The 15,018-nt window shown below is 52.5% G+C and carries 15 protein-coding genes; 2 read left to right on the forward strand and 13 right to left on the reverse strand.

Going from position 1 to position 15,018, the window contains the following annotated elements:
• Positions 1-40: 40 nt before the first annotated feature.
• The 12 genes from MHH78_RS26490 to MHH78_RS26545 form a co-directional block, all read right to left on the reverse strand.
• Positions 41-697 (reverse strand): 3-oxoacid CoA-transferase subunit B, encoded by a 657-nt coding sequence (locus MHH78_RS26490; RefSeq protein ID WP_341169364.1) that lies wholly within the window; start codon positions 695-697, stop codon positions 41-43.
• On the reverse strand, positions 690-1,358 hold the full coding sequence (locus MHH78_RS26495; protein ID WP_341169365.1) for a CoA transferase subunit A: 669 nt from the start codon (positions 1,356-1,358) through the stop codon (positions 690-692). Before MHH78_RS26495 ends, MHH78_RS26490 begins: the two co-directional genes overlap by 8 nt.
• A gap of 40 nt (positions 1,359-1,398) precedes the next feature.
• On the reverse strand, positions 1,399-2,139 hold the full coding sequence (locus MHH78_RS26500; protein ID WP_341169366.1) for an acetoacetate decarboxylase: 741 nt from the start codon (positions 2,137-2,139) through the stop codon (positions 1,399-1,401).
• A 34-nt stretch (positions 2,140-2,173) separates the two neighbouring features.
• Complete coding sequence (locus tag MHH78_RS26505; RefSeq protein ID WP_341169367.1) at positions 2,174-3,358, reverse strand: acetyl-CoA C-acetyltransferase; 1,185 nt, start codon at positions 3,356-3,358, stop codon at positions 2,174-2,176.
• A gap of 445 nt (positions 3,359-3,803) precedes the next feature.
• On the reverse strand, positions 3,804-4,373 hold the full coding sequence (locus tag MHH78_RS26510) for a manganese catalase family protein (protein WP_036692823.1): 570 nt from the start codon (positions 4,371-4,373) through the stop codon (positions 3,804-3,806).
• A 48-nt stretch (positions 4,374-4,421) separates the two neighbouring features.
• Positions 4,422-4,688: a spore coat protein CotJB gene (locus tag MHH78_RS26515; protein ID WP_036721463.1), complete on the reverse strand. Its 267-nt coding sequence runs from the start codon at positions 4,686-4,688 to the stop codon at positions 4,422-4,424.
• Between the two features lie 3 nt (positions 4,689-4,691).
• Positions 4,692-4,907, reverse strand: coding sequence for a spore coat associated protein CotJA (locus MHH78_RS26520; protein ID WP_036692819.1), 216 nt, complete (start codon positions 4,905-4,907; stop codon positions 4,692-4,694).
• A gap of 218 nt (positions 4,908-5,125) precedes the next feature.
• On the reverse strand, positions 5,126-6,484 hold the full coding sequence (locus tag MHH78_RS26525; RefSeq protein WP_036721461.1) for a hemolysin family protein: 1,359 nt from the start codon (positions 6,482-6,484) through the stop codon (positions 5,126-5,128).
• 18 nt (positions 6,485-6,502) lie between these two features.
• On the reverse strand, positions 6,503-7,642 hold the full coding sequence (gene yfkAB, locus MHH78_RS26530; protein WP_339255043.1) for a radical SAM/CxCxxxxC motif protein YfkAB: 1,140 nt from the start codon (positions 7,640-7,642) through the stop codon (positions 6,503-6,505).
• Positions 7,643-7,811: 169 nt separating this feature from the next.
• Entirely contained in the window at positions 7,812-8,918 is a 1,107-nt protein-coding gene (locus MHH78_RS26535) for an HD-GYP domain-containing protein (RefSeq protein ID WP_036721458.1), read from the reverse strand.
• Between the two features lie 58 nt (positions 8,919-8,976).
• Positions 8,977-9,798, reverse strand: coding sequence for an undecaprenyl-diphosphate phosphatase (locus MHH78_RS26540; RefSeq protein ID WP_209872766.1), 822 nt, complete (start codon positions 9,796-9,798; stop codon positions 8,977-8,979).
• Positions 9,799-9,873: 75 nt separating this feature from the next.
• Complete coding sequence (locus MHH78_RS26545) at positions 9,874-11,313, reverse strand: bifunctional metallophosphatase/5'-nucleotidase (protein ID WP_341169368.1); 1,440 nt, start codon at positions 11,311-11,313, stop codon at positions 9,874-9,876.
• Positions 11,314-11,466: 153 nt separating this feature from the next.
• Here MHH78_RS26545 and MHH78_RS26550 point away from each other — a divergent pair, with 153 nt between their 5' ends.
• Both MHH78_RS26550 and MHH78_RS26555 read left to right on the forward strand, forming a co-directional pair.
• Entirely contained in the window at positions 11,467-11,715 is a 249-nt protein-coding gene (locus MHH78_RS26550) for a MoaD/ThiS family protein (protein ID WP_036692939.1), read from the forward strand.
• 159 nt (positions 11,716-11,874) lie between these two features.
• On the forward strand, positions 11,875-12,915 hold the full coding sequence (locus MHH78_RS26555) for an HD-GYP domain-containing protein (RefSeq protein WP_341169369.1): 1,041 nt from the start codon (positions 11,875-11,877) through the stop codon (positions 12,913-12,915).
• Between the two features lie 113 nt (positions 12,916-13,028).
• On the opposite strand, the gene MHH78_RS26560 is transcribed toward MHH78_RS26555, so the two are convergent.
• Positions 13,029-14,891: a beta-glucoside-specific PTS transporter subunit IIABC gene (locus MHH78_RS26560; protein ID WP_341169370.1), complete on the reverse strand. Its 1,863-nt coding sequence runs from the start codon at positions 14,889-14,891 to the stop codon at positions 13,029-13,031.
• Positions 14,892-15,018 lie beyond the last annotated feature (127 nt).

A 15,018-nucleotide genomic window follows, 5' to 3' on the forward strand; every position in this document is an offset into this window, starting at 1 on the left:
GTAGAGTCATCACAATGTAAACATATTAAATTTTATTGTATTAGACAGCAATTCCCTTCAGGTCCGGTGAGATCCATAGCTCGGCCCCTGTCGCCTTCTGAATCTCTTCTACCGTCAGACCCGGTGCGATTTCCATCAGCATCAGACCTTGGCCCGGGATCACCTCGATGACCCCCATTTCAGTGACAATCGTGTTTACGACATGTACCGCTGTCAGGGGCAGCTTGCAGTCTTTCACTATTTTCGGCTGCCCATCCTTGTTCACATGATCCATGGCGATAATGACCCGCTTGGCCCCGACTACCAGATCCATAGCTCCGCCCATGCCCGGTACTTTTTTCCCCGGAATCATCCAGCTTGCAAGATTGCCCTGCTCATCGACTTCAAGCGCACCCAGCACAGTGATGTCCACATGCCCGCCACGGATGATCGAGAAGGAGACCGCGCTGTCAAAATAGCAGGCTCCGGCCATCGTGGTCACGAAGCTCCCGCCAGAATCTATACAATCGATGTTTTCTTCTGACTTCGCCGCTTTGGGGCCGACTCCAAGTATTCCGTTCTCCGCCTGTAGCATAATCTGGACATGATCAGGAATATAGTCTACCGCCAGGGTCGGCATACCGATCCCCAGATTCACCACATCGCCGTCCTTGAACTCCTGCGCGATTCTTCTCACAATGAATTCCCGGTTATTCATGCGTATTCCCCGCCTTTACAATGGCATCGATCAAAATTCCCGGTACGTTGACATGATTGGGATCAATCTCCCCGAGCTTCACATAGTCATCTACCTCAGCGATTACATAATCCGCCGCCATCGCCATGACGAAATTAAAGTTCCGGGAAGAGCCGTCGATCACCAGATTCCCCGCCTCGTCCGCCTTATGGGCCCGGATCAGGGCCACATCTGCATGGAGAGGCAGCTCGAGCAGGTATTCCCTTCCTTCAATATCGAGCTTCCTTTTGCCTTCCTCCACAATCGTCCCTACTCCTACAGGGGTTAACACACCGCCCAGTCCCGCTCCACCAGCCCGGATTTTCTCAGCTAACGTGCCCTGCGGATAGAGATTCACCTCCGCTTCTTTGGTCATCAGCAGTCTTCCGGTTTCCGGGTTGGAACCGATGTAGGAGGCATAGATCCGCTTGACCCGGCCGCTTTTTACCAGCTTATAGATAGATAATTCCGGGGTGCCCGTATCATTGGAAATTAGCGAGAGCTGACCGGCTGACTGCGTCTCGACAAGCGCACGCACCAGCTCTTCGGGGTGGCCACCAGCCAGAAAACCGCCGACCATCACGGTATCTCCATCCTTCACCCTCTTCACGGCGTCTTCGGCGGAGATTAATTTGTTTATCATAGATTTCAGGCTCCTTGTTCATTATTTGGAGAAAAGCTCGTTACTGGAGATAATCATGAATGACTTGGCCATAGGGCAGTGTTAGATCGGCAATAAAATGCTTTCCCCCGCGATACGTCTTCACCGGCAAATCGGCCACAGGGGCATTCACATGGGGAATCAGGCTTAAGCGGGCCGGTCCGGTCCAAGCGCCTTTTACATGAACATCTTCAAGAGTGTAGGCAACCAGCTGCGCAATCTTAGGGGTCCCATCCACATCGGGGATCAGCTTCAGATTCACTTGGGTTTTGGCGATAGCTCTGGCCGTGTCCTTTTCATCCAGCAGGTTATGCTTGTAAGGCATCGTTCCCACAGCCACCAGGACATCGTTATAGTGCAGCGTACCGGTCAGCGTCTCTGTGCCTGCAACGCTCAGGCGGGGAGAGGCCCACTTTTTGGGGAACCCCCAGATCTCCCGTCCTCCCAGAATGGCAGGCACATTATCCAGATACATCTGGGCTACAAAATTGCAGGGCTCCCCCTGAAAGGTACACGGAATCACGATCCCGCTCTCCTCATAGCTTCCCAGGCCAGACGAATCGGGCATCTTAATCCATTCATAAGACACGGTATTGCTTCCATCCGGCTGCAAGGGTTCCGGGACCGCCTGTCTGATCGCCGCAGGATCGGATTCGTAAGTAATAACCATAAATTCACGGTTTATGAAGCGGTAGGGCGGATGCCCGTAACCCGGACTGGCCGCAGGCATGGATTGCAGCGTAAGGACCTCTTTTGCATTCATAATGATCTTAAACTCCCTTTCTGTCAGAGTAGTGTTAATAGCGTGCGTTCTCGACCAGCATGGCAATGCCCATCCCTGTTCCGATGCACAAGCTGGCTATACCGTAATGCGACGATCTCCGTACCATTTCATGCACCAGTGTAACTAACACTCTGGCTCCGCTTGCCCCTACAGGATGTCCAATCGCAATCGCACCGCCGTTGACATTCACCTTCTCGGGGTTAATCTCCAGCTCATGCAATACCGCTATGGCCTGTGCCGCGAAGGCTTCATTAATCTCGAACAGATCGATAGCTTCTAGAGGGATATCCTGATTCTTAAGCAGCGACTTAATAGCTCTTACCGGACCCATTCCCATGTAGGCAGGATCTACGCCAACCAGTGAATACCCCTTAATATAGGCTAAAGGCTCTACCTCATACTCCTTGCATTTGTCTTCCGACATGACCAGCACAGCCGCCGCTCCATCATTGATGCCCGAGGCATTTCCGGCAGTCACCGATCCGTTTTCTTTAAAAGCAGGCTTCAGATGAGCAAGCTTCTCTTTGCTGACCTCTCCTCTTACATGCTCGTCCTCCGTGAACCAGACAGTTTCCTTTTTGCTGGTGGTCATCACGGGCACAATCTGCTCTGCAAAAACCTGGTTCCGTTTAGCTTCGGCGGCCTTAATCTGGCTGTCATAGGAAAATTCATCCTGCTCCAGTCGTGAAATATGATATTTCTCGGCGATGTTTTCGGCAGTAATGCCCATATGATATTTATTAATAGGACAGGTCAGACCGTCTGCTACTACGGTATCAATCAGCTCGCTGTTCCCAAGCTTGTAGCCGTTTCTTGCATTCCTCAGCACATATGGGGCATTCGACATGCTCTCCATCCCCCCGGCCAGAAGGACACTCCCTTGTTCAGCCCGAATAGAGTTGTAAGCTAAAGCGACGGCATGAAGCCCTGAACCGCAAACGGTGTTAATGGTTGTTGCAGGGACTTCAATAGGGATACCGGCTTGCAGTGCCGCCTGTCTGGCAGGATTCTGACCCTCACCCGCCTGTAGGACATTGCCCAGATAGATCTGCTCCACTAGCGCAGGCTCTATATGGCTTTGCTGAAGACAGGCCGTCATCACCTTTGCTCCTAATTCTGTAGCACTTAGTGTCGAAAGTCCGTTGTTAAATGAACCAACTGCTGTCCGTAAAGGACTTACCAATGCAACTCTGTTCACAAAATCTCACTTTCCTTTCTGATGGTATTGGGACTTACATGCGGGTATGACCACGATGTATGAGAGAGTATGCGTTACGGCTTAGATCGGCTTAATCAGCTTGATTAGCTTGATCCGCTATGCCGCCTTGATCGCCTTCCTCCATTTGAATATTTGTAATTTATTTACATATTTAGTGTAAGTCTAAATTTCCTTTTGCTCAACATTGGTATTATTACATAATTTTACATACGAATACCTCTAGGCCCTTGTACACTCCCCCAACGAGGTCATGCTATCATTTCCTTTGATATTCTGGTTATTAATGGTTATTTCAGAAAAACGCATGAAAACATACCAAAAGAGTTCATATTTAAAACGCCTCCGGCCCTTACTTGGGTCTGGAGGCGTTTTTTGCAGCTCTCTTAGCATATTGTTCCGTTATTTGTTTGTGTATTCATTATTGTCAGAACACCCGCTTCTTATCCTTCTCCTCAATCAAAATCTGCACCGATTCCTTGAACCGGATCGCATGAATGATCTCCCGCTCGCGCAGGAACTTGAGGCTGTCCTGCAGATCCACATCGTCGGTCATGTCAATCAGCCACTGGTATGTAGCCCGGGCCTTCTCCTCAGCGGCGATATCCTCATACAGATCCGCGATTGGATCTCCCTTCGCAGCGATGTAGGCAGCTGTGAACGGAACACCGGCAGAGTTGTTATAGAACAACGCATGATCCCGCTGCGCATAGTTCGGGCCTAAGCCTGCGGCTTCCAGCTCCTGCACCGAGGCGTCCTTGGTCAGCTTGTAGATCATGGTGGCAATCATTTCGAGGTGTGCAAATTCTTCAGTGGAAATATCAGTCAAAACACCAATTACCTTGTCGGGTATTGCATACCGCTGGTTCATATAGCGCAGCGCCGCAGCCAGCTCGCCGTCCGCACCGCCGTATTGCTCCATCAGATACCGGGCCATCCGCACATCACATTTGCCGACACGCACCGGGTATTGCAGCTTTTTCTCATAGATCCACATTCGTGAACTTCCCCCTCCTTAAGGCTATTTCATTCCCGGCTTCATGCCTCAGACTTGCCAAGGCCAGGGACTCTCGCTCCATTGCCATGGAGCCTTGGAATAGGCGCGGCCGAAATTCTGCAGCGGTCCGTATAGCTCCTGGAACTGGTTCGCCAGCTTGGTGCGCTCATATGTCAGCTGATTGAACTGCTCAATCGCCTTCACATCCTGCGGATGAGTGTCCAGGTACAGATTCAGCTCTACGAGTGCAAAATCAAGTACCTGCAGCTGCTCCAGCATCTCGTAATAACGGGGCTCGCAAGGATTAGCTTCCATAGCCTACTTCCCTCCTTTGAACTTGGATTCATAAGGGCTGTATAGCGATGGCCATAACGTTCCATGCTTGAGCGCCTCCGGCAGGGAGAACTGCGGCAGATTCGGGGGCTGAAACGTGACGAATTGATTCGGCGGCACAACATACGTCTTGAACGGCACCGGCGGACAAGGATCAAACGGTCCCCTGTACGGTGTCCATACGCGATCCTGGGAGTTCAATGATCATTCCTCCTCGTAAGGTTTTGACGGCATTGCCTGATGGATGTCCAGATCTCTGATCGTTACCTTCGTAACTAACTTATGACAGTCCAAGGGTGGAAAAGAACAACTGCCCAATAAAATCGCCCCAAGCAACAAAAAAACAGGGACCCCAAAAGCCCTGCAAACCGGCTTCTGAAGTACCCTGCTCTATTTAAAAATACGAGTTACACTTCTGCTTACTCCTTCTCCTCTTCCACGGCTTCCGCATCCTCTTCGGACTCTGGCGGCGGCTCGCGGTGGATGTTGATCCGGGTGATCCGCAGCCGGGTGGACTCCTCCACCTCGAAGGTGACATCGCCTACCACAACTTTTTTGCCCTTGGACGGATTGCCCTCCAGCTCCTTGAACAGCCAGCCGCCGATGGAATCCACCTCGTCATCCTCAATCACGACGCCTGTGAGATCGTTGACGTCTTCAATCAGCATCCGGCCCTCTACGGAGATGTAATCGCCGTTACGCTCTACGCTGGGGCGTTCATCCTCGAACTCGTCATGCAGATCGCCGACGATCTCCTCCAGAATCTCTTCAGCGGTCAGCAGCCCCGCCGTTCCGCCGTACTCGTCAACGACCAGAGTCAGCTGGGCCTTGTTCTTCTGCATCAGCCGCAGCGCATGGCTAATCTCCATCGATTCCGGCACGTTCAGAATCGGCCGGACCAGGGAAGCCAGATCATTCTGCTGCTCCGGCGGGGCGAACAGCAGATCCGTAATATGGATGAAGCCGATAATCCGGTCCTTATCCTCGAAGGCCACCGGATAACGCGAATGCTTCGTTTCCGTGATAATCCGCATATTCTCCTCGAGCGGAAGATTGCTGTACAGTACATCCATATCGGTACGCGGCAGCATAACTTCACGGGCCAGCAGGTCCGAGAATTCGAAGATGTTATCCATCAGCTTCATCTCATCCTGATCGATCACCCCGCTCTTCGCGCTCTGATTCATCAGAATACGGATTTCCTCCTCCGAATGGGCAGCCTCGGCTTCACTGGCCGGCTCCACGCCGAACAATCTCAGCAGAGCGTTCGCTGATGCATTCAGCACCCAGATGAAGGGCAGAAACAGATTATAGAAGAACATCAGCGGTGCGGACAGCAGCAGTGCTGAGCCTTCTGTTTTTTGAATAGCCAGAGATTTCGGTGCCAGTTCCCCCAGCACAATATGTAAAAAGGTAATAATCGAGAAGCCGATAATCACAGATACCGTTGAGATTAGCGTCTGGTCAGTAACACCGATCTGGTACATCAGGGGCTCCACCAGGAGCTCCGAGATCGCCGGTTCCCCGACCCAGCCGAGTCCAAGGGAAGCGAGTGTGATCCCGAACTGGGTGGCTGACAGATACGAATCCAGCCGCTTGTTGACCTTTAGCGCATATCCCGCCATTTTGTTCCCTTCGCTGACCAGCTGGGTCAGACGGGACTGTCTGACCTTGACCAGCGAGAATTCCGCCGCAACAAATACACCATTTAATAATACGAGCACCAGAACGAGCAAAAGATTAAGCACTAATCTTCCTATTTCAAATTCCGTATGCACTATAATAACGCCCCATTTCTACAAGGTGATCGCTTTTCTGGTTTTGAAATCGACCCCGGGATAATACATATCCGCCACGAGCAGATTAGGCCCGCAGCAGCCTGCTGCATCGCAGTAACAATTCACTTGCTGATTCAAGGGATGCTTAGTCTGCCACTCGGTGAAAATGTCATCCAGCTTCGAGTCGCTGATATTGCCAAAGGCGGATATGTCGGCGAAGTCTGTTACAAAGACATCGCCCGTGAACAGGTTGACATTGACCCGGTTTCTTCCGTCCGGATCATTGCGCAGCGTTACATTCTTCTCGCTGCGCAGTCTGCTCAGCAGCTGCTGGTCTTCCTCCAGGAAGCTGCAGGCGAAGAACGGCAGCGTGCCGAACAGCATCCACATCTCCGGGTCACGATGGTCAAGGAGGGAATGAATAGCAGTATTCATCTCCCGGAGCGACAGCACAGGCAGCTTCGAGGCGAAGCTGGATGCGTACATCGGATGTACCTCATGCCGTCTTGCCCCCATGTCCCCGATCAGCCGGTGAATCTCGGGAAGCTTGGTGTGTGTACGATAGTTGATCATCGACTCGGCAGAGATCAGCATTCCGTCGCTGCTCAGCCGGCGGGAATTCTCCAGCATCGTATCATACAGCCGGTAGGCGGCCTCCTTCGAGACCGGGTGCCCGCTGTTCGCGAAGCCCACCTCGTGGAAGTCATCGCCGTTCACATAATTGAACGAGATATGCATGACATCCAGGTAAGGGAGCAGCTGCTCATAACGGGAATACGGCATGGTCAGATTCGAGTTGATCTGTGAACGGATGCCACGCTCCCGTGCATATTTCAGCAGGGGTACGATGGTATTCTCCACCGTCCCGGCACGGAACATCGGCTCCCCGCCCGTAATGCTGATAGTCTGCAGGTGCTCTACCTCGTCCAGACGCTTCAGCATCTTGGTTAAAGGCAGCAGCTCTCCCTCTTTCATCGTAAGACTGTCGCCGACGGCGCAATGCTCGCAGCGCATATTGCATAGATTCGTGACCGTCATCTCTACACTGGTCAGCACATGCTGCCCGTATTCACGGAGTGAAGTAATCGGATCCCACGGATCATACTCCGGCGACAGCTCTTTTACAGGGATTATAGATGATGGCTCTAATATACTCATTTATTAATGCTCCTTTAATGCTTATTCCTTATTATTAACCCAAAACAAAAGATAAAGAACGATAACTTAAGCTATATCATACCACGACTACTCAAAAAAACAGCAAGGCGGAGAATACAGCTCCGCAATTCCTGCAGATACCCTATTCTCTCCTCGCTGCGCAGAACACCTATCCGGTACTTTTCACTACAGGTTCTCCCCCGTCTGTCACATCCACAATGACTACAGAGAGGGCTTTGCTGAGATCACGCTCATAGGGGGTAACCGTTTCGCCTTCGGGTCCATTCAGCACCCGGACAACAGGCCGATGTGGTGTGCTGGGATCTATCTTGACCACCACACCGCTCTCGCCGGAGCTGAGCTTCACCGTAAGTCCCAGCGGATAGATGGCCACGCGGTCTCTGAATAACTCCAGTTGTTTCTGCTCATACAAAGTTCCCGAGCCGACATACAGCGCTTCTACCGCCTGATGGGGCAGCATGGCTTTTTTGTAGATCCGGTTGGAGGTCATCGCATCATAGGAATCGGCGACCCCCAGCCATTTCGCATATTCATGGATCTGCGGACCCGTCAGGCCGCGCGGATAGCCGGAGCCGTCAATCCGTTCATGATGCTGCAGGGCACAGTGGGCCGCCAGCAGAGGAATATTCGGCTCTTCCTTGAGAATGCGGTATCCGATCTCCGTATGCGCCTGCATATGGCGGAACTCCTCCTCGCTGAGCATACCGGGCTTTTGTACAATTTTGACAGGAATTTGCGTCTTGCCGATATCATGCAGCAGCGCACCAAGCCCGATGACCCGCAGCTCTTCTTTGCTGTAGCCATGGGCAATGCCCAGCACCAGCGTATACAGGCATACGTTCAGGGAATGGACGTACAGGTAATTGTCAGCGGTGTGCATGTCAAGCAGCATGATCATCGGGTCCTCCTGCAGCGACATGTCGTCGAGAATGGAGTCCATCACCTTGGAGAACTTCTTATCCAGATGATAAAAGCCCTTGGTGATCCCCGAGGCGCCGGACATCTGCTGGAACTGGTTCCGGATGACCTTGAGCGCCTGATTGCGCGTCTCATCCTGCAGCATTCCGGGGATCACAATATCCTCCGTGAGCGAATCCTCAATATAGATATAGCCGATATCGATTCTGGCGAGCCGCTTGATCAGGGAATCGGTAAGCTCCACTCCGTCCGCGAGCAGAACCAGCCCTTCATCATTATATATTTTTTTACCCAGCTTCATTCCCGCCTGAAGCCGGTTAACGGATACTAGACGCACCTTGGCTCACTCCTGCCTTTAACGGTAAAATTGCTTTGCTGTGATGCCAAGCTGAGAATCAACGCATAATAAACAGCCAGAAGGCGGCTGCAAGGATAAAGCGGTAGATGGCAAAATGCGTTGGTCTGATCTTCTGGATCATTCTCATGAACAGAACCACCACCACATAAGCCACGATGAAGGAAATAATGAAGCCGATGACAAAATACCCGATCGTCTCACTCGTGAAATTCTTGTAGGAATCCAGCAGCTCATACCCCGAGGCCGCGCACATAATGGGAATCGCGATGAGGAAGGAGAAGTCGGCCGAGGCCTTGTAGCTCACCCCGCTCAGCATCCCCCCGGAAATCGTCGAGCCGGAGCGGGAGAACCCGGGCCAGAGGACGGAAATAATCTGGAACAGTCCGATCGAGAGTGCCTGCCCGTAGGACAGATCATCCAGATCATGCGCCGTCACGCGGATCTTGCGTTTGTTGACCCATTCGGCAATGATCATCAGAATACCGCCTGCGACCAGCGCCCAGAGGACGGTGGATGCCCCGAAGAGGCTTTTAATGAAGTCCCGGGCAAAAAAAGCTACAGCGAGCGCAGGCACAATGCCCAGCAGCACATGAATCAGGTTCAGGCGGGCTGCCGGCATTACGCCCCCTCTGTCTCTGCGGCCGAATCCGAGCAGATCCACAATCCGCTGGCGGTAGACCAGCGCAATCGCCAGTATAGCCCCCAGCTGAATCACAATTTCATACGTCTTCATAATCGAATCCTGCTCGTTAAATCCCAGAAGCTTAGTCGTTAGAATCATGTGTCCCGTCGAAGAAACCGGAATGAACTCCGTGATTCCTTCCACAATTGCCAGAATAATGGCTGTAATTGTATCCATATTACTCCTCCTGATCTAGTCAATGAAACCTGGTACTGTGTTAACTATCAATTTAATAAAACATGGTGTGGATCATCAGGTGGATTGCCTCTCCCAGCGAACCGCTTCACACTCATCCAGACTCCCCGGCCGCTGCAGCTCCATCCGCAGCAGATCGCGCAGGAAATGAGGCAGCAAATATACCGCCTCCCGGCCATTGGCTATACTCTCATAGCCTGTACGGAACGTAAACATATCCAGCGTGCCGACACTATATACCTTGGTATCCTCCAGCTGCTCCCCGCCGGCAAAAATCGCAATACCGTTATCATAAGGCATGACCCTTGGATCGTACAAGATTTTTAATCCGTCCACGGCCAGGGTGCCCAGCACCTCTCCCCGGAAGCCATATCCGTAGATGACTTTATTCCGGAACTCTGCCATCAGACTTTGTTCCAGTGCGGTGCGGATATCCTTGCCTGTCAGCTGTACAATACAAGGATTAATCGGAGAAGGACATAAGGCATGCAGCATGCCTGCGGTAATGTTGCCCTCCGGCAGCGGGCCGAGCAGCTGGCCTGTATTAACGAGCGAGATGGGACTGCCTGTGAACTGACGGACCGCCTGTGCCAGCAGGTTGCCAAAAGGAGACTCCCCCTGCAGATCCAGAGGCAGCATGCGGTCGCTGATGGCAACCGTCTCCTCCAGGGCCTCACGCCCGCGCAGCAGATGGATCGCTGCCGCCGGAGCAATCAGCTCCTCCGTCAAGGCAGGATCAACTTCCGTGCAGCCTCCTTCGGCCAGGTGAAACGCTCCGTCCGGCTGCTGCCGCTCGAAGACCACCCGTCCGGCGTACCGGCCGAATTTGCCGGCTCCGCATACGGCTGTCCCGTTAATCATCTGCGGCTGCTCCAGCATATGGTGGGTATGCCCGCCCAGAATGGCATGCACGCCTTCCAGCTTCTCTGCCAGCCTCTGGTCTGCGGGCAACCCCAGATGAGACAGAATGATCACGATATCCACCTGCGGGGCAAGCAGCTGAACCTGCTCGCGCAGCGCCTCTTCCGGGTCCAGCACATCCCAGCCGAGCAAGGAATAGAAGGAGGTGAATGCCGCCGTCGCACCGGTCAGCCCAATCTTGATGCCATCCTTCTCCAGAACCGCGCGGCGCTGCATCCAGTGCGGCGGCTCACCGGTGGCGGACTCCAGGAAATTGCAGCATACCACAGGACACTGGATACCTGTAAATATGGCTGAGAGCATCTCCTTGGAGAAGGTGAGACCCTCGTTGTTGCCGATGGTAACCGCATCGTATCCGGTCAGATTCATAATGTCTATGTTGGCCTGACCCATCGTGCCTTCCGTCTCTACAGCAGCGCGGTCCATATGATCGCCGATATCAAGCAGCAGCACCGGCTCCCCGCCCGCCTCTGCCTTCATCACGGATATCACTGCCGCGAGCGGACTCATCATTTCAAAGTGGCTATGTATATCATTGGTATGAATAATGGTTAATCTTTGCGGCCCAGGCTTCATAAGCTGGCTTCCCTCCCACTTGTACAGCCGTTTATAAAGTAAGCGGCAGGCTTGTTCAGTTCTAGAGTTAGCATAACATTTTCAGACCCAATATGGTATATTGTAATCATTATAAGCTGTCCTAAGCTTAAGTCCAGAAAGGGTGAAGAAAGCATGCATATCTCCATCCGGCTGTTCGCCGGTCTGGCCGAAATCATCGGCTCCTCCACTCTGGTCTTCCACGCCCATGAGTCCCCTGTGACAGCAGGCCGGCTGAAGGAACTCCTCTCCGCCTCCTATCCTGACGCCGCGCCGCAGATCGGTGTATCCCTGGTAGCCGTTGATCAGGAATATGCGCCTGATGATACGGATATTACCGAAGGCTCAGAGGTGGCCTTCATTCCGCCCGTGTCCGGCGGTTAACCGGACCGTTCCCCTTCCGCGAATCTGCATAGATACACAACAGGGTAGGACCAGCGGGTTGCACAATCTGCAAGCTACAATCAGTACTCTTACACCATTGAATATTGCAGACTTTGTTGCTATGCTGTAAAAAATTGCTATAGTAAGGTGGCCTATTCATTGAGAGTACACGTGATGGATCTTAAACCGGGTGATCATCTGCGGATGGATACCTTCAGCTCCCGCGGGCTGCATGTACTCCCTAAGGGATCACGGCTGCAAATGGAGGAAATCGCCAAGCTGATACAGCACGGCGTGGATTATGTAGACATTGAAACGGTACAGGAAGAGCCCGCCCCTTCCAGCCGGACGTCAATCATTCAGGCCGCAGCCAGCAGCTTTGATACCACGATTGACGGTTTTGAATCTCTATATATGGAAGCGCTCAGCAAAGGCAGCTTCAATCAGTCCGTAGTGGATGATATTCTGCAGCCGACCTTGTCCACGCTGGACAAACATAAGGACGTAGTGACACTCCTGCTGCTGCTGGACCGGGAAGATAACTATACCTACAATCATTCCCTGCAGGTAGGCATGCTCTCGTATTATCTTGCCTCGTGGCTCGGATATTCCAGGACAGAGTGCTACGAGATCGGGCGTGCGGGATACCTGATTGATATCGGCAAATGCCGCATCTCCCCCGCAATTCTGAATAAGCCCGGCAAGTTAACCCCTGAAGAATACGAAGAGATCAAATTACATACGATTTACGGGTACGAAATCATACAGAACTCCATGAACGATCCTTTCACTGCTCTGGTTGCCCTGCAGCATCATGAACGCGAGGACGGCTCCGGTTATCCCAAGCAGCTGACCAAGACAGATATTCATCCTTACGCCCAGATCGCAGCCGTTGCGGATATTTACAGTGCCATGACCACTCACCGGGTCTATCAGTCCAAGCAGGAGCTGATTTCCGTTCTGCGTGAGATCAACTCCCTCAGCTTCGGGAAGCTGAACGGCAAACCGGTCCAGGCCTTCATCAATCACCTGATGCCTAACTTCATCGGCAAGCGCGTTCTGCTGAGCACCGGTGATATGGGTGTTATCGTGATGAACAACCCGCTGGATGTCTTCCGTCCGCTTGTACAGAGCGAAGGCAAGTTCCTTGACCTGTCCCGCGAACGCAAAATTGCCGTCGTTGAGATTTACATGGAGTAGAGAGATTTCCTCTACGCAAAATAAATCAAGCAGCCCCTCCTACGTTGCCGCAGAAGTGCTGCTTGAAGCTGAATACCAACAGAAGCCTCCCCCGGCCGGGGGAGGCTATCCTTTTATCGAATGAGTGTAAACAGTATCTCGCCGCTAGGCACTTCTGTCCCTGTGCTCTTAAGCACATCAAGGTATTGTGCCGAGTTGGTGACAATCACCGGTGTCGCGGTTACAAATCCGGCTGCACGGATGGCTTCGAGGTCAAATTCAAGCAATAGCTGACCCTTGACCACCTTGTCGCCTTCCTGCACTTTTTTGGTAAAATGCTGACCCTTAAGCTTCACGGTATTGACACCGACATGAATCAGCAGCTCCGCACCGCCCTCCGAAGTGATGCCGATGGCATGTCCTGTCGGGAATACAGTAGTTACCGTTCCATTCACAGGGCTGGTTAAGATGCCGGAAGAAGGCTCGATGACAATGCCCTTGCCCATGGCGCCGGAGGCAAAAGCTTCGTCAGGCAGGGTGTCAAGCGGCTGCAGCGTTCCTGCCAGCGGGCTTACAACCAGTTCTTTATCAATCAGCGTCGGTGTAGTCGTACCCGAGGTTGCACTTAAGTTAACCGATGCCGCAGCATCTGTCTCAGGCTCCTCGTAGCCAAACACCAGCACCAGTACGGCGGCCAATACAAATGCTACCAGTATACCAATGACTACCCAGACAAATCCGGTGCCGAAATAGGTCGGCAGAGCCAGCAGACCCGGCAGCGAGAAGGATAATGCTCTTGCGCCGCCTGTTGCAATAATTGCACCGCCGATAGCGCCGGAGATACATGCATAGATGAACGGTTTTTTGAGCTTCAGGGTGACTCCATAAATTGTTGGTTCAGTAATCCCGAAGACCGCAGATAGTGTAGAAGAACCGGCGAGTGCCTTAAGCTGCGGGTTCCGCGATTTCAGGAATACACCGAATACAGCCCCGGCCTGCGACAGAACGGCCGCACTGAGAATAGGCAGCATGGTATCCTGTCCCAGTGTAGCAATATTGCTGAGCATGATCGGTACGAAGCCCCAGTGTACACCGAAGATTACGAACACTTGCCAGAACGCCCCGGCTATGGCTCCGGCCACAAGCGGACTTAGATTGTAGAGCCAGGTATAGCCAGAGGCCAAGCCGTCACTGATCAGGGAGCCGACAGGTCCGAAGGCCAGGAACGTAAGCGGAATAACAATGAGCAGCGCGAACATGGGAACAAGAATATTCCGCACGGACTCATGAATGAAGGAACGGAACCAGCGTTCCACATACGACTGCACCCATACCGCCAGAATAATCGGGATCACGCTGGAGGAATAGTTAATCAGTACGATCTTGATCCCCAGGAAGTGCAGCGGGTCAGGTGAGCCTACAGCCGCAATGACTGCGGGATAGATCAAGGCTCCGGCTATGGCAATGGACACGAATTGATTCGCCTTGAATTTGCGCGCTGCCGTAACCGCCAGGAAGACAGGCAGGAAATAGAACACGCTGTCGGCAGCCGCATTGAGGATCATGTAAGTACCGCTGGCAGCACTAATCCACTCCAGTGACAGAATCAGGGCCAGCAAGCCCTTGAGAATCCCCGCCCCAGCCAGTGCACCCAGAATCGGCGAGAAAATACTCGAAATGATGTCCACCGCTTTACCCAGAACTCCGGTGCTTTCCGAGCTTTCGTCACTGCCGCTTTTCTCCGCATCCTGAAGCGAGGTTTCCTTCATAATCTGCTCGAATACCTGGCTGACATTGTTGCCGATGACCACCTGAAATTGCCCGCTGTTCTCAACTACTGTAATGACTCCCGGAGTCTTCTCCAGCGCTGCTTTATTGGCTTTGCTGTTATCCTTCAGCTTGAATCTTAAGCGTGTGGCACAATGGAAGACGGAATTCACATTCCCTTCTCCGCCAACGAGTGTGATAATTTGTTTGGATAAGTCTTTATTGCTCATTTGGGTTTGCTCCTTTTGAGATCTGTAATATAAGCATCGCTGCAGAGGCGAGTTGTGCCAGCCCTTCTATCTTTCCCCTCTGCAAACAAGAAAAACCTGAACTCAAGGCAAAAAAGGCGTAGAACAC

It is taken from the genome of Paenibacillus sp. FSL H3-0333 (genome assembly GCF_038002805.1).
GTDB lineage: Bacteria > Bacillota > Bacilli > Paenibacillales > Paenibacillaceae > Paenibacillus_AQ > Paenibacillus_AQ silagei.

Bases quoted from the DNA above. Each gene is read 5' to 3' on its own strand.
- MHH78_RS26490 (WP_341169364.1), bottom strand. From the start codon at position 697: ATGAATAACCGGGAATTCATTGTGAGAAGAATCGCGCAGGAGTTCAAG.
- MHH78_RS26495 (WP_341169365.1), bottom strand. From the start codon at position 1,358: ATGATAAACAAATTAATCTCCGCCGAAGACGCCGTGAAGAGGGTGAAG.
- MHH78_RS26500 (WP_341169366.1), bottom strand. From the start codon at position 2,139: ATGAATGCAAAAGAGGTCCTTACGCTGCAATCCATGCCTGCGGCCAGT.
- MHH78_RS26510 (WP_036692823.1), bottom strand. From the start codon at position 4,373: ATGTGGATCTATGAGAAAAAGCTGCAATACCCGGTGCGTGTCGGCAAA.
- MHH78_RS26515 (WP_036721463.1), bottom strand. From the start codon at position 4,688: ATGGAAGCTAATCCTTGCGAGCCCCGTTATTACGAGATGCTGGAGCAG.
- yfkAB (WP_339255043.1), bottom strand. From the start codon at position 7,642: ATGAGTATATTAGAGCCATCATCTATAATCCCTGTAAAAGAGCTGTCG.
- MHH78_RS26540 (WP_209872766.1), bottom strand. From the start codon at position 9,798: ATGGATACAATTACAGCCATTATTCTGGCAATTGTGGAAGGAATCACG.
- MHH78_RS26545 (WP_341169368.1), bottom strand. From the start codon at position 11,313: ATGAAGCCTGGGCCGCAAAGATTAACCATTATTCATACCAATGATATA.
- MHH78_RS26550 (WP_036692939.1), top strand. From the start codon at position 11,467: ATGCATATCTCCATCCGGCTGTTCGCCGGTCTGGCCGAAATCATCGGC.
- MHH78_RS26560 (WP_341169370.1), bottom strand. From the start codon at position 14,891: ATGAGCAATAAAGACTTATCCAAACAAATTATCACACTCGTTGGCGGA.